This window comes from Kaistia dalseonensis (assembly GCF_030814715.1).
GTDB lineage: Bacteria > Pseudomonadota > Alphaproteobacteria > Rhizobiales > Kaistiaceae > Kaistia > Kaistia dalseonensis.
In genome coordinates, this window is sequence record NZ_JAUSVO010000006.1 from 53,794 (window position 1) to 67,716 (window position 13,923).

The window sequence follows — 13,923 nt, forward strand, 5'->3', positions numbered from 1 at the left end:
TCTCTCATTCGTCTGAACCGTGCGCCTTGCTCGAGGGCGTTTGAGAGGATGGGGCGCGCCCTTGATAGGATATGCATAGCCCCCGATATCGACTGGTGGTGATGTGACGGCCGAAGCCGGCCGGCCGGCCGATACACTCCCGCACAGGACGTTCGCCAATGATGAAGCCGCAGTTCCCGGATTTGGTGACCGTCATCGAGCGTTACGCCCGATATGACTATGTGACGCCGGTTCCCGGCCTGAAGGTCGGCCGCACCGATCACCCGACCGAGGTGTCGCACTCGATCTACCAGCCGTCTTTCGGCCTTGTGGGACGGGGCGTGAAGGAACTGATGGTCGGGGAAGTCCCATTCCACTATGCGGCAGGGGAATCCTTGCTGTGCGCCGCCGACGTTCCCGTCACCTCCCGGGTTACGCAGGCCAGCCCTGCGGCGCCCTATCTGGCGATCCATCTCGACATTGATCCGGTCGTCGTGGCCGAGCTTCTGCGTGAGCAGTCCGGCTCGCGCCCGATATCGCCCGACGTCAAGGTCGCTGGCAAATATGCGCTTGATGTGGATCTGATCGATCCGCTGGTCCGGCTGGTCGCGCTCATCGAGCGACCGCGCGACATTGCCGTGATGGCCCCCCTGATCCGCCGGGAAATCGTCTGGCGGCTGCTGCACAGCGACCACGGCCCGATGCTCGCCCAACTCGCCTTCGCCAATGGTCATGCGGCCCGTATCGGCCGCACAACGGCCTGGATCCGAGAGAATTTCGCCGCGATGCTCCGTATCGCCGATCTCGCGGCACTGGCGAATATGAGCGTTCCCAGCTTTCATCGACATTTCAAGGCCGTGACGTCCATGACGCCGGTCCAGTTCCAGAAGCGCGTTCGGCTGCAGGAGGCGCGCCGAGGCTTGTCCGGCGCCAGCACGATCTCGGCTGTCGCCTACGATGTAGGCTACGAGAGCATTTCGCAGTTCAATCGCGATTACCGCCGGCTCTTCAACCTCACGCCGAGCGACGACGCCGCGACCTTGCGCGCACCGCAACGGCCTGGCCATGACCCCGACCGCGCGCCGGTCTCCGGCTGCGGGTCATTGCGGACGCAGCACGTTCGTTTGAGCTGAGCGCGCCGGGCGAGCCCCACTGGGACCCACGCCACGCGCCCGGCGGGCCGCCGACAACGCCTCCCCCACAAGCGCATTGACCTTTCTGGCGAAACCCGGTCAGCAAGCCAAACGGGCTCAACGCGGCTCTGCCGCTCAGCCGTTTGCGTCGAACGCGGCGGTCACCGCGCCAGTTCCGGCACTCTGGCCATCCCGGCGTCGCCTCGCTGCATCGCGCGACGGCGGGAACCCGAACTGCCGGGCATATTCACGGCTGAACTGCGTCGGGCTCCGGTAGCCCACATCGAACGCGATCGATGTTGCGTTGCCTTCACCCGCAATCAGGAGCGACCGCGCCTGCAGCAACCTCACATGCTTCTGGTATTGCAGCGGGCTGAGGGCGGTGACGGCCTTGAAGTGACGATGGAAGGCGGAAACGCTGAGGGCCGCCATCTCCGCCAAATCCCCGACCCGCAACGGCTTGGCGAAATTCTCCCGGATCCATTGGATAGCGACGCCGATCCGCGAGAGCGCGGTGTCCGGCGTCGCGATGTCGCGCAGCATCCAGCCGAGCGGCCCCTGCAAAACCCGGAAGAGGATTTCGCGCTCATAGGCGGGAGCAAGGGCGGCGATCTCGTCCGGACGCTCCATCAGGCGCAGCATCCGAAGCCAGGCATCGAGAAGCTCAGCGGTCACAGGCGCAACCGAGAAGCCGGGGCTGTAAAGATCTCCTCCGGCAGGTTTGGGCAGATCCGCCAGCAGGTTGGCGACGATCGCCGGCTCCAGCGTCAGGCTGATCGCCAGATAGGGCGCGCCATCGGCGGCGGGGTGCACCGAGCCCACCGCCGGCAGGTCGACCGACATGACGAAATAGGTCGCGGGATCATAGCGAAACGTCCGGTCGCCGACGGTCATGGTCTTCGACCCCGTCAGGATCAGGTTGATCATGGGATCGTAGACGGCGGCGAGCCGATGTTCCGGGATCTCGCCCTGCACCATGGCGACGCGGGGAATGCCCGTCTCCGTGCGGCGGTTCTCCGCCCGCGACGCCAGCCGCCTGAGTTCCTGAAGTGGCGTGTCCATGGCCGCGTTGTTTCATGCCAATGGCCCACATGCAACGAGAAAGCAGAAACAGGCAAGAATCGAAGAGAACTGCGCGAGCGCACCGGGCGACCGACGGCTATCACTCGCCTATCCCATCGCAGGAGCATCCCGTGAGCATCGTCATCATCACCGGCGGAAGCCGTGGCCTCGGCGCCAGCATCGCAGTCCAATGCGCAAAACGCGGCATGGGCGTCATCCTCACCTACAACAGCAATCGCCGCGCCGCCGAAACGGTCGTCGACACGATCGAGGCTGACGGCGGCAAGGCAGTCGCTCTCGAACTCGACGTCAGCCACAGTGAGACCTTCCCAGCCTTTCGCGACGCGGTCGGCGAAACCCTGGCAAAGACCTGGACCGCCAAGGCCTTTGACGTCCTCGTCAACAATGCCGGATACGGTCTCTACAACCCGATCGCGTCCGTGACCGAAGACGAGTTCGACGGGCTGTTCCGCGTCCATCTCAAGGGGCCGTTCTTCCTGACGCAGACCCTGCTTCCGCTGATGGCCGATGGCGGTCACATCGTGAACGTGACGAGCGCGACCAGCCGCGTGGCGACCGCCGGCGTGGCGCCCTATGCCGCCTTCAAGGGCGGGCTCGAAGTGCTGACCCGCTACATGGCCAAGGAGTTCGGCGAACGCCGCATCCGCGCCAACTCCATTGCACCCGGACCGATCCGCACCGAACTCGGCGGCGGTCTCACACCGGAATTCGAGGCGCTGCTCGCCGGGCAGACGGCGCTCGGCCGCGTCGGCGAGCCGGACGATGTCGGTTGCATGGTCGCGAGCCTGTTGTCGGAGGAGAACCGCTGGATCAACGCCCAGACCATCGAAATCAGCGGCGGCTACATCATCTAAAGGAGGCTCACATGCTCGATCACATCTTCCTGACGGTCAGTGACGTCGAACGCTCGATCGCCTTTTACGAGAAGGTGCTCCCGATCCTCGGGATCACCACTCGCCACGACTATGACGGCCGCCGGGGCCCGGCAGGGCATCCCGACCTCAAGGGCTTCGGTACGAAGGGCCGGATGTTCTTCTGGCTGAGCCAGGGCGCGGCCATGCCCGGCTCCGTGCATGTCGGTTTCGTCGCCGATTCCGAGGCAATCGTGAATGCCGCTTATCGCGAGGCCTTGGCCGCCGGAGCGACCGAGATCCACCCGCCGGGGCCGCAGCTTCACTATGATCCCCGCTATTACGCCGCGCAGGTCCGCGATCTGGACGGTCATAGCCTCGAATTCGTCTTCAAGAGCTGGCAACACGGGAGTTGACGCGATGACCGCCAAGACCACGATGACCACCAAGACACTGCGCGAGACGGCAGATGCGCTGATCGCCGCCACCAATGCCTTCGACGTCGACACGACATTGACCCTGTTCACACCGAATGCGGTGATCGACGACCCGTCGACGGGTCACCGTTTCGACGGCCATGCCGGCATTCGCGATTATGTCGAGCGGTACTTCGTCGGCTATCACACGGTGACCCGCTTCCTTTCGATCGAGATGACCGGCGAGACACGGGCGCGCTTGCGCGTCGATTTCACCGGAGACTTCGGTCACGAGATCGGCCTCCTCGACATCTCGGTCGATGCCCACGGGCTGATCACGCGCATCGACGCCGATCTCGAATGATGGCCTGCCAGGGGTGAAGCCGCCGATCGCGATTGCGCCCTGGAGGCGGCGCACCTCATACGACAGGATGGGGATGGCCGGTCTGCCCGGCGGCGGGCCCGCTTTACTCGGGCGAACCGGCCTGACAATGTGCTCGCCCGATAGTTGATCGAGGCCCCCTTGGATCAGAACGAGACCGACGCCCCGAAACCGGCGCTGACTGGCAGCGCGCGCGCGGTGTTCCGGCAACTGGTCGAGGGTGGCCCCTCGACGCGCCCGCATATCGGCTCGTCACTGAGCCTGTCGCGCCCGACAATGTCGGCGGCGATCGCCGAACTCGAGCGTCCGCAATACGTCGAGATGATCGGCGCCGTGCGGGGGGCACTCGGGCGCAGCGCCGCGCAATACCGGGTCGGCAGCGGCGCCGGCCACGTCATCGCCGTCGATGCGGGTTCGACCCATGTGCGGCTGCGGGTGTCGACGCTCGACCGCAGGCTGCTGACAAGCCGGGTGCTGCGCCTGCCGGTGAGCCAGATCTCGATGAACGAAGAGGTCAGCCGCGCCGTGGCGGCCGAGGTCGCGGCGGCCCAAGCGGCGATGCGGCCGAGCTGGGGTCCGCTGCGCGCCATGGGTCTTGCCCTGCCGACGCGCGTCGTCGGGCCGACCGGAGACGTGGCCTCGACGCGGCAGGAGATCGTGTTCAGCGCCTTCACCCCGCCCCCCGGCGTCGCGCTGGTGCTGGAGAACAATGTCAACTGCGCCGCGGTGGCCGAGCAGCATTATGGCGCGGCGCGCGGCGCGCAGAGCTTTGCCTATGTCCAGGTCGGGCTGAAGATCGGCATGGGGCTGGTGCTGGGCGAACAATTGGTGCGCGGCCGCAACGGCGCAGCCGGCGAGATCGGCCATCTGAGCTTTCCCTTCGCGCCAGGCGCCAGCCCGCAGCCGGGCGAGGCCGAACATTATCTGGGCACGGAAGCCTTCATGGCCCGCGTCAGGGCAGACTGGCCCGAAGCGGCAGGCGACGCACCGGCCGACACTGCCGAACTGCTCGCGATCGCCGGATCAGGCCATGTCGAGGCGCTTCGCCACGTCGCCCGGCACGCGCTGGACATCGGCGCAGTCATCGCGACCTGCGTCAGCGTCGTCGATCCGGGCCTCGTCGTATTGGGCGGCGGCCTCGGTGCCTCGCCGCTTCTCCTGCCCGGCGTTGCCGAGGCCGCCAACCGCCTGTCCTATCCGGTCGAGATCCGCAACACGCTGCTCGGGGCGGACGCGACCGTGCTCGGCATCGAGCGCCTCGCCATCGAGGCGGCGATGGCGGTGTTGCTGGGTGACGAGGCCTGAATCAGGCCCTTCCCGAATTCCGACGCCCGCCCTGCATAGGGGCTTGACTGTCGCCTCGATAATTTTGTTAGTTAGGCTGCCTAACACAAAAAGAATATCCACCGAGTGGCGAACTGTCGTGAAATTTCAGGAGGGAAGATTGAGAACTCTCAATAAACTTCGGGCCGGCATTGCCGGTGTCGTCGCGCTGGCCGCAATCGGATCGGCCGGGATAGCCGCCGCCGAGGACGTCAAGCTGCAATACTGGGTCTATTCCGACTTCGCGCAGGGCGACGCTTTGGCACTGCAGCAGGAATTCATCAAGGAATTCACCGCCAAACACCCGGGCGTGAGCATCGAGATCGTCGGCAAGGGCGATGACGACCTGACCGCCGGCCAGGTTGCCGGCGCTGCCAGCCGCCAGCTGCCCGACGTGTTCATGAACGCCCAGTCTGTGGGTGCGCAACTCGTCGATGTCGGCGCGCTCGACAATCTCTACACCAAATGGATGGCGCTGCCCGAAGACTACCGGGCCCAGTTCGATGCCGATGCGCTCAAGGGCTGCATGCCCAAGCCGGACGAACTCTATTGCCTGCCCTATACCGGCTTCGGCTCGCTGCTGTTCCGCAACCTGACCGTCCTGGAAAAGGCCGGCATCGACGCGTCGACGCCGCCGGCGACCTGGGACGAATGGCTCGCCCAGATGAAGAAGGTCAAGGAAGCCGGGATGTATGCGATCCCGGACGATACGCTGGTGTTCAACTCGGTCGCGGAAATCTATGCGACGTCAGGCGGTAACGACAGCTGGGGCTTCGACTGGGCCAATCGCAAGACCCGCATCGATCCCGCGATCATGACCAAGGTCCTGCAGAAGTTCGTCGACATGAAGGAGCTGAACAGCAGCACCAGCCGCAATGATCAGGCGACGAAGGACCTCTTCATCTCCAACCAGCTCGCCTTTCACAATATCGGCCCCTGGGTCAACCCGACCTATGCCGACGCCGCCAAGACCAGCGGGCTCAAATATGACTTCGTGCTGATCCCCGGCGATACGCCCGGCAAGACCGGCGGCATCCGCAGCTACGAGATGATCGGCGTGGCGCCGGGCCCGCATGCCGATCTGGCATTCGAGTTCGCCACCTATGTCACCGAAAAGGGCCAGATGGCTCGCTGGGCGAAGCTGCTGTCGCGCTACAATGCCAACGCGGCTGCCATGGCTGATCCCGACGTCTCGGCGCTGCCGCTGATCAAGGTCTCGGTCGAGGCGGCGCATGGAGCGATGGATGTCGCGGCGCCCTATTTCATCAGTTCGGTGCCGAGCTGCTACAACTCGACCGTCACCGACATCGCCTCTGCGACCGCCGACGGGGAATACACGCCCGAAGCCGGCGCCAAGGAGATGATCACGCAGTTGAACGACTGCCTGGCACGGTAGTCCGTCGCCCGCGGCGCGCCGGGGCAAGACCCGGCCGCGCTGCTCTGCCCGAACGCTGTTGAATGGCCGGGCCGCCCGCTATCCGGGCGGCCACGGCACGCAATCGGGATGAACGCCTCGACGAGACGCGGCGATCCCGGCCGGCCGTCCGACGGCCGGACAGCGTAGCCGCCCCCGCCTGTGCAGACACATCAAGGCCGTCCTGATCCGGCCACGGCACCGCAACGGAGCGCCCATGACCCTTCGCCGCTACCTGCCGCACTACCTCATGATCGCGCCGTTCATCATCCTGTTCGCGATGTTCTTCCTCTACCCGATCCTCAGCGGGCTCTATTACAGCTTCCACGCCTGGAATGGCGTCCGGCCGCCCGAATTCATCGGCCTGACCAACTACCAGAAGATCATCGCCTCGCGCGATTTCGCGACCGCGATGCGCAATCTTCTGACCTATGTGGCGATCACCGTGCCGGCGGGCATCCTCGTCGCGCTTGGTCTGGCGCTCCTGGTCGACAACTTCACCGGACGCTGGGCCAACTTCTTCCGCAACGCCTATTTCATGCCCGTGGTGCTGCCGGCCTTCCTCGCGGCGACCATCTGGCGCTGGATCTACGCGCCGAACTTCGGGCTGCTCAACATGATGCTCGGCTGGTTCGGCCTGCCCTCGGTCAACTTCCTCAACGACACCGGCACGATGCTCTACGCGCTGGTCGCGGTCGATGTCTGGGTTTCCGCCGGCTTCAACATGGTGATCATCCTGGCCGGCCTGAAGAACATCCCGACCGAGCTCTACGAAGCCGCGCGGCTCGACGGCGCCAGCAAGGGGCAGCAGATCGTCCACATCACCATCCCGATGCTGGGGCCGGTCCTGTTCTTCGTCGTGACCTACGGGCTGATCTCGGCCATGCAAGTCTTCGACAAGCCATGGCTGCTGACCGGGTCGTCCTTCACGACCTATGGCGGGCGCCGCAACGCGCTTCTCTTTCCGGTGATGGACATGATGGGACGCGCCTTTGGCGGCGTCCGCTTCGGCGAGGCCGCGGCCTATGGCTTCATCCTCACCGTCGCCATCATGGTTCTCACCGCGGCGATGTTCGCTCTGCGCGGCTGGAGGGGTCGCAAATGAACCGCATGTCGCGTCCCTCCATCTGGACCGTCCTCAAATGGGTCCTGGCGGTCTCGATTGCCGCCATCGCGCTCTTTCCGATCTGGTGGATGATCAATGTCGTCTTCGCGGTGCCGGGCGAGCCCGTATCGCTCAATCCGCGGCTCTTCCCGACCTCGATCCCAGCCGGCATCGAGAAGATCCGCCTGATCTTCACCGAGACCGATTACCTGCGCGCCTATGGCATCTCGCTGCTCTATGCGGTGCTGACCATCGCAGGCGTCTTGATCATCGGCTCGCTCGCCGCCTTCGAGTTTGCGCTGTTCGATTTTCCCGGCCGCAGGCCCCTGTTCGGCGTGGTGATGCTCTCGCTGATGGTGCCGACGGCGGTAACGATCATCCCGACCTATCTGCTGACATCGCAGCTCGGCTGGCTGAACACGATGCAGGGTCTCGTCGTGCCCGGCCTCGCCTCCGCCTTTGGCCTGTTCATGCTGATGCAGTTCATGCGCGCCATCCCCTCGGACATGATCGAGGCGGCGCGGCTCGATGGCGCCAGCCACTTCCAGATCTACTGGCATGTCGCGCTGCCGCTCTGCCGCAACGCGCTGGTGACGCTGGCCATCCTCACCTTCATGCAGACATGGGGCAATTACATGTGGCCGCTCATCGTCAGCTCGCGCCCCGAAATGTACACGGTCGGTCAGGTCGTCGGACTGTTCAACTCGCCGCTGTCGCACCAGACGGTCGACACGGTGATGACCGCCAATCTTCTCGCCGCGATCCCCCCGCTCGTCTTCTTCCTGATCTTCCAGCGCAAGATCGTCGCGGGCATCGCCATGTCGGGAACCAAGGGCTGATCGGAGAACAATCATGGCATTCCTCGACATCAAGGCCGTCTCCAAGTCCTTCGGCGCCCAAAGCGTGCTCAAGGACGTCGACCTCTCCATCGAGCGCGGCGAATTCGTCGTGTTCGTCGGGCCGTCGGGCTGCGGAAAATCAACGCTGCTGCGGATCATCACAGGGCTCGAGACCGTCAGCTCGGGGACGATCTCGATCGAAGACGAGGTGGTCAACGATGTCGAGCCGGCCAAGCGCGGCACGGCGATGGTGTTCCAGTCCTATGCCCTCTATCCGCATATGACGACCTTCCAGAACGTCTCGTTCAGCCTGCGCATGGCCCATCGCCCGCGCGCCATGATCGCCGACAAGGTGCAGAAGGCTGCGGCGATCCTCCGGCTCGACACGCTGCTGGAGCGCAAGCCCGGCCAGCTTTCCGGCGGCCAGAAGCAGCGCGTCGCCATCGGTCGGGCGATCGTGCGCGAGCCGCGCGTGTTCCTGTTCGACGAGCCGCTGTCGAACCTTGATGCGGAGCTCCGCGTGCAGATGCGGGCCGAGTTGATGGACCTGCACCGGCGCCTCGGCACGACGATGATCTATGTCACGCACGACCAGGTCGAGGCGATGACACTGGCCGACAAGATGGTGGTGATGCATGCCGGCCGGGTCCAACAGGCGGGCAAGCCGCTCGACCTCTATGACGACCCCGACAATCGCTTCGTCGCCGGCTTCGTCGGTTCGCCCAAGATGAATTTCCTGCCCGCAACCGTGCTCTCCTCGTCGGGAGAGGGCCTCCGCCTCGGCCATATCGGCGGCACGGGCGAGGCGACGCTGCCCTTTTCCGCGCCCGGTCTCGCCGGGCCGATCGAGATCGGCCTCCGTCCCGAGCGGCTGCACCTGCTGGCGCCGGGCACGACCCCGCCCGTCGACAGGCTGGTCGTCGAAGGCACGGTGGCGCTGGTCGAGGAGCTGGGATCGGAGAGCTTCGTCCATATGGACCTTGCCGACGGAACGCGGATGACGATCCGCGCCGGGCGCGACGAAGTCGTGCATGAACGATCGCTGCGGGCGACCGCCGATCTCCGCCACGCCCTGCTGTTCGGTGCCGATGGCCTGCGCATCCGCAGCCGGACCCAGGGCGGAGTGCAGCCATGACCCTCGCTTCGGCTGAGATGCCGCTGATCGTCGGCATCGACATCGGCGGCACCAAGACGCATCTGCGCGCGGAGTCTGTTTCAGATGGGCCGGCGCGCGACCTGGTGGTGCCGAGCCATGAATGGCGGACCCGCGATTGGGATCGCGACGCCGTGCGGCTGCTCGACATGGTCGCGCGCTTCGTCGAGGGTGCACCGGTCGCCGCCATCGGCATCGGCGCGCATGGCTGCGACGATGCCGCGGAATGCGAGGCCTTCCGTGTGGCCCTCGCCGCGCGGACGGCAACGCCGCTATCGGTCGTCAACGACGCCGAACTGATGCCGCTGGCGCTCGGCCTTGCCGAACAGATCGGCGTTGTTGCCGGCACCGGCTCGATCGCGGTCTGCCGTCCCTCGCCACAGCAGATGCTGGTGGCGGGCGGCTGGGGCTGGATCATCGGCGACGAGGGCAGCGCGTCCGGCCTGGTGCGCGAGGCGGTGCGCGCCGTCGCCCGCCATTTCGACGCCGGCGGCTCCCGCCGCGAGCCCCTGGTCGAGGCGATCTTCGAGACCTTGCAGGTGCCCTCCGTGCCGCGGCTCGGCAGCACGCTCTCTGAGCTGCGCTCCGCCGCCACCGTCGGCCGCCACGCCACGGCGGTTTTCCAGGCCGCCGAAGCGGGCTCAACACTGGCGGCGACGGTCATACGCGAAGGCGGTCGCGCCCTCGCCCAGTTGGCAGCGCTGCTCGAGGCGCGGGGTGCCGGTGCGCGTCATGCGGTGGCCGGCGGCAGCGTCATCGCCGCGCAGCCGCTGCTGTGGCAGGCCTTCGCCGCCGAATTGGCCGAAGCCTCGGCCGGCCGCATAGCGGCCCATCTCTTCACCGGCTCCCCGGTCGAAGGCGCCTGTCGCCTTGCCGCCAGCCTCGCCCAATCCCCGGCCGGAGACGGAATGCGTTCCGCCGCGGCCCTGTCATGATCCGGAAAGGACCCCCCATGAGCTATCGTTCCACCATCGCCCGCCAGCCCCAGGCGCTGGCCGATACCCATGCGGCCGCCCGGGCCGAACTTGCCGGGCTCGAGCTCTCGTCGCTCGACCGGCCGGTGATCGGCGTGACCGGCATCGGCGCCAGTTTCGCTGCAGCGGTCGTGATCGCGGCGGAGTTGCAGGCGCAGGGCCGGCGCGGCTTCGCCATCCGCGCGGCCGACATGGCGGAAGGACACGACCTTTGCGATGCGCTGATCGGTCTGTCGCATCGCGGTCGCAGCGTCGAGACCGTCGACGCGCTGGCGAAGCTGCCCTCCGCGACCCGGCTCGCCATCACCAACGACCCGACGAGCCCGCTCGCGGAGGCTGCCAACCTGCATGTGCGCCTCGCCAACGGCTCCGACGCGACGCCGTCCAGCACCGGGTACACCGCGACGCTTCTCGCCGCCGGCATGGTCGTCGAGAAGCTCGGCGGCGGAACGGCCGATGCCTTCGCTGCCCTGCCCGCGCTCGCCTCGGAGGTATTGACCAATGCGGCGGAGAAGATGGAGCGGCTCGGCCGCTTGTTCCAGAACCGCCGCGCGATCGACTGCGTCGGAGCCGGTGCGTCGCTGGGCACGGCCGACGGCGCCTCGCTCCTGATCCGCGAAGCGTCGCGCATCCCGGCCTCGGCCTATGACACGCGCCACTATCTGCACGGGCCGATGGAATCGATGGACGCGACCACGGGCGTCGTCCTTTTCGGCGCCGGGCGCGAGATTGAACTCGCGCGGCACCTGGAACAGATCGGTTGTCCGGCCCTGCTCGTCACCACGGCCGACGGGGTCGCCGACGGCGAGCTGCTGACCGTGATCCGCGTGCCGCACTCGGACAATGTGATAGCCCAGGGCATCATCGACATCTTCGCGGCGCAACTGTTCGCGGCGCAACTTTCGGATGCGGCCGGCTTGACGGACACCAAGTTCCGCTACCGCATGTCCGACACCAAGGTGCCGCAGGCGGCCTGACGGCGGCCGCACGGGAAGGACGGAGGATGAGCGCGATGAAGGACTTTGCCGACCTCGAGCTCGGCTTCGACATCCCTGCCCTTCCCGGAATGAGCGAGGCCGAGGTGCAGACGCCCTGCCTGATCCTCGACCTCGATGCGCTCGAGGCAAATCTCGCGCGGATGGCGGATTTCGTCGCCAGCCGCGGCCTCAGGCTCAGGGCCCATGGCAAGATGCACAAGTCGGTCGACGTCGCGCGATTGCAGATGACGATCGGCGGCGCCTCGGGCCTTTGCTGCCAGAAGGTCAGCGAGGCCGAGGTGTTCGTTCGCGGCGGCATCCGCGATATCCTCATCACCAACGAGGTGCGCAGCCCGGTGATGATCGACCGGCTGGCCCGGCTACCGCAGTCCGGCGCGCGGCTCGCGGTCTGCGTCGATGATCCGACCAATGTGCCGCAACTCGCCGAGGCGGTTCAGCGCCACGGCACGGAACTCGGTTGCTTCGTCGAAGTGGATTGCGGCGCCGGCCGCTGCGGGCTCTCCGATCCGGAGGCTGCGCTCGCGCTTGCCCGCTCCATCGCATCAGCGCCTGGCCTCAGCTTCGCGGGTATCCATGCCTATCAGGGCGGCATGCAGCATCTGCCGACCTATGCCGAACGCGAGACGGCCTTCGCCGCCGCGCTCGCGATCACGCGCGCCGTCGTCGACCGGATCGAGGCAGCCGGGCTGCCGGTTCCGCTCGTGACCGGCGGCGGCACGGGCAGCCATCCGCTCGAGGCGGCTTCTGGCCTCTATGGTGAATTGCAGTGCGGCTCCTACGCCTTCATGGATGCCGCCTATGGCCGCGTTCGCGGCGAGGATGGTGGGCGGCTGGATGGCGAATGGCGCAACGCCCTTTTCCTGCTGACATCGGTGCTGTCCTGCCCCGCCCCGGGGCGTGCCGTCTGCGATGCCGGGCTGAAGGCGCAATCGGCCGATTCCGGCCTGCCGGTGGTCTCCGGCCCGGAGGGCGTTCGCTACACGAAATGGACGGACGAGCACGGCGAACTCGCCGATCCCGACGGTCGGCTCGCCATCGGCGATCGACTGCGGCTGGTGCCCGGCCATTGTGACCCCACCTGCAACCTGCATGACTGGTATGTCGGGATCCGCAACGGCAAGGTCGAGACGATCTGGCCGGTCTCGGCGCGCGGCAAGCTCTTCTGAGGCCCGTCCTGACGGTCAAATAGCTGGCGAGCGGCACGGGATCATGATGCCGCCCTTCGGGAGCATCGCCGACGAACGCCACGTGCGAGGGAGGCCTTTGGTCAATTCCCACGGGACCATTGGCGACGCGCGACCTCAACCCCCAGACGGCCTCGGCTCTGATCACGTCACGCGCGCCTTCTCGGCCAAAAAATCCAGCAGCGCGCGGATGCGGGCCGGGAGCGGTCCGCCCTGGCCGAGATAGACGGCATGGACCTCTTCCAGATCGCCGGGATTATGGTCCTCCATGACGGCGACGAGCCGGCCGGCGGCGATGTCGTCGCGGACCGTGAAGGCCGCGAGGCGGGCAAGACCGGCGCCGCAGATCACGAGCTGCCGCAGCGCCTCGCCATCGCTCGTCTGGACGCTGCCGACGATCGGCAGCACGATTGTCCGCTCGCCGTCACTGAGCGGCCAGCCATCGACCGAGCGCACATAGCAGAAGCCGAGCCGGTTATGCCGCTCCAGTTCGGCGATCGTGGTCGGCAAACCGAAGCGCTCGATATGGGCCGGAGCCGCGACCACCATCATGCGCGTCGCGCCGAGCTTGCGTGCGACGAGACTGGAACTCTTCATCGGCCCGGCGCGGATCGCGATGTCCGTCCGCTCTTCCATCAGGTCGACGACCTTGTCGGTCTGCACGATATCGAGCGTCACGCCCGGATGCAGCGCGAGGAATTCGGCCACCAGCGGCGCCAGGAGATGATTGCCAAAGGAGGCGCTGGTGTTGATGCGGATGCGCCCCACGGCGCGCTCGCCGGTCGAGACGCTGCGCTCGGCCTCGTCCAGATCGGCCAGTATGGTGGTGCAGCGCTCATAAAAGGCGCTGCCCTCGGGCGTCAGTTGCAGCTTGCGCGTCGAGCGGTTGATGAGGCGCGCGCCGAGGCGCGTCTCGAGCCGGCCCATCAACTTGCTCACCGCCGACGGCGTCATCCGGCAGGCGCGCGCCGCGGCCGTGAAGCCGCCGAGCTCGACCACCCGCACGAACACCTCCATCTCGCCCGATCGATTGACGTCCAGTCGCGACATGATGATTTGAACTCACAGATCAAGTGACGCCGAGCAGTC

Annotated in this window: 14 protein-coding genes; 12 read left to right on the forward strand and 2 right to left on the reverse strand. The window is 66.5% G+C overall.

What is annotated here, in order from left to right:
- Positions 1-158 precede the first annotated feature (158 nt).
- Positions 159-1,112, forward strand: a complete 954-nt coding sequence (locus tag QO014_RS19750) for an AraC family transcriptional regulator (protein WP_266350472.1) — start codon at positions 159-161, stop codon at positions 1,110-1,112.
- Positions 1,113-1,247: 135 nt separating this feature from the next.
- Here the strand turns inward: QO014_RS19750 and QO014_RS19755 are convergent, their stop codons facing one another.
- The gene (locus QO014_RS19755) at positions 1,248-2,174 is read right to left on the reverse strand and encodes an AraC family transcriptional regulator (protein WP_266350473.1); all 927 of its coding nucleotides are present in this window, start codon (positions 2,172-2,174) and stop codon (positions 1,248-1,250) included.
- Between the two features lie 131 nt (positions 2,175-2,305).
- On the opposite strand from QO014_RS19755, the gene QO014_RS19760 reads away from it, so the two are divergent.
- From QO014_RS19760 to QO014_RS19810, 11 genes are all read left to right on the forward strand, one after another.
- Positions 2,306-3,049, forward strand: coding sequence for an SDR family NAD(P)-dependent oxidoreductase (locus QO014_RS19760; protein ID WP_266350474.1), 744 nt, complete (start codon positions 2,306-2,308; stop codon positions 3,047-3,049).
- A gap of 11 nt (positions 3,050-3,060) precedes the next feature.
- Positions 3,061-3,462: a VOC family protein gene (locus QO014_RS19765; RefSeq protein WP_266350475.1), complete on the forward strand. Its 402-nt coding sequence runs from the start codon at positions 3,061-3,063 to the stop codon at positions 3,460-3,462.
- A 4-nt stretch (positions 3,463-3,466) separates the two neighbouring features.
- Positions 3,467-3,826, forward strand: coding sequence for a nuclear transport factor 2 family protein (locus QO014_RS19770; RefSeq protein WP_266350476.1), 360 nt, complete (start codon positions 3,467-3,469; stop codon positions 3,824-3,826).
- A gap of 159 nt (positions 3,827-3,985) precedes the next feature.
- Complete coding sequence (locus tag QO014_RS19775; protein ID WP_266350477.1) at positions 3,986-5,149, forward strand: ROK family protein; 1,164 nt, start codon at positions 3,986-3,988, stop codon at positions 5,147-5,149.
- A 139-nt stretch (positions 5,150-5,288) separates the two neighbouring features.
- On the forward strand, positions 5,289-6,563 hold the full coding sequence (locus QO014_RS19780) for an ABC transporter substrate-binding protein (protein ID WP_266350478.1): 1,275 nt from the start codon (positions 5,289-5,291) through the stop codon (positions 6,561-6,563).
- Between the two features lie 235 nt (positions 6,564-6,798).
- A complete protein-coding gene (locus tag QO014_RS19785) occupies positions 6,799-7,686 on the forward strand; it encodes a carbohydrate ABC transporter permease (protein WP_266350479.1) in 888 nt (295 codons plus the stop codon).
- A gap of 5 nt (positions 7,687-7,691) precedes the next feature.
- The gene (locus QO014_RS19790; RefSeq protein ID WP_266350480.1) at positions 7,692-8,525 is read left to right on the forward strand and encodes a carbohydrate ABC transporter permease; all 834 of its coding nucleotides are present in this window, start codon (positions 7,692-7,694) and stop codon (positions 8,523-8,525) included.
- Positions 8,526-8,538: 13 nt separating this feature from the next.
- Complete coding sequence (locus tag QO014_RS19795) at positions 8,539-9,660, forward strand: ABC transporter ATP-binding protein (RefSeq protein WP_266350481.1); 1,122 nt, start codon at positions 8,539-8,541, stop codon at positions 9,658-9,660.
- Positions 9,657-10,613: an N-acetylglucosamine kinase gene (locus QO014_RS19800; RefSeq protein WP_266350482.1), complete on the forward strand. Its 957-nt coding sequence runs from the start codon at positions 9,657-9,659 to the stop codon at positions 10,611-10,613. The genes QO014_RS19795 and QO014_RS19800 overlap by 4 nt, the downstream gene beginning before the upstream one ends.
- 17 nt (positions 10,614-10,630) lie before the next feature.
- Positions 10,631-11,629, forward strand: coding sequence for an SIS domain-containing protein (locus tag QO014_RS19805; RefSeq protein ID WP_266350483.1), 999 nt, complete (start codon positions 10,631-10,633; stop codon positions 11,627-11,629).
- Positions 11,630-11,655: 26 nt separating this feature from the next.
- Positions 11,656-12,816, forward strand: coding sequence for a DSD1 family PLP-dependent enzyme (locus tag QO014_RS19810; RefSeq protein ID WP_266350484.1), 1,161 nt, complete (start codon positions 11,656-11,658; stop codon positions 12,814-12,816).
- A 162-nt stretch (positions 12,817-12,978) separates the two neighbouring features.
- On the opposite strand, the gene QO014_RS19815 is transcribed toward QO014_RS19810, so the two are convergent.
- Complete coding sequence (locus QO014_RS19815; RefSeq protein ID WP_266350485.1) at positions 12,979-13,884, reverse strand: LysR family transcriptional regulator; 906 nt, start codon at positions 13,882-13,884, stop codon at positions 12,979-12,981.
- Positions 13,885-13,923: the final 39 nt, after the last annotated feature.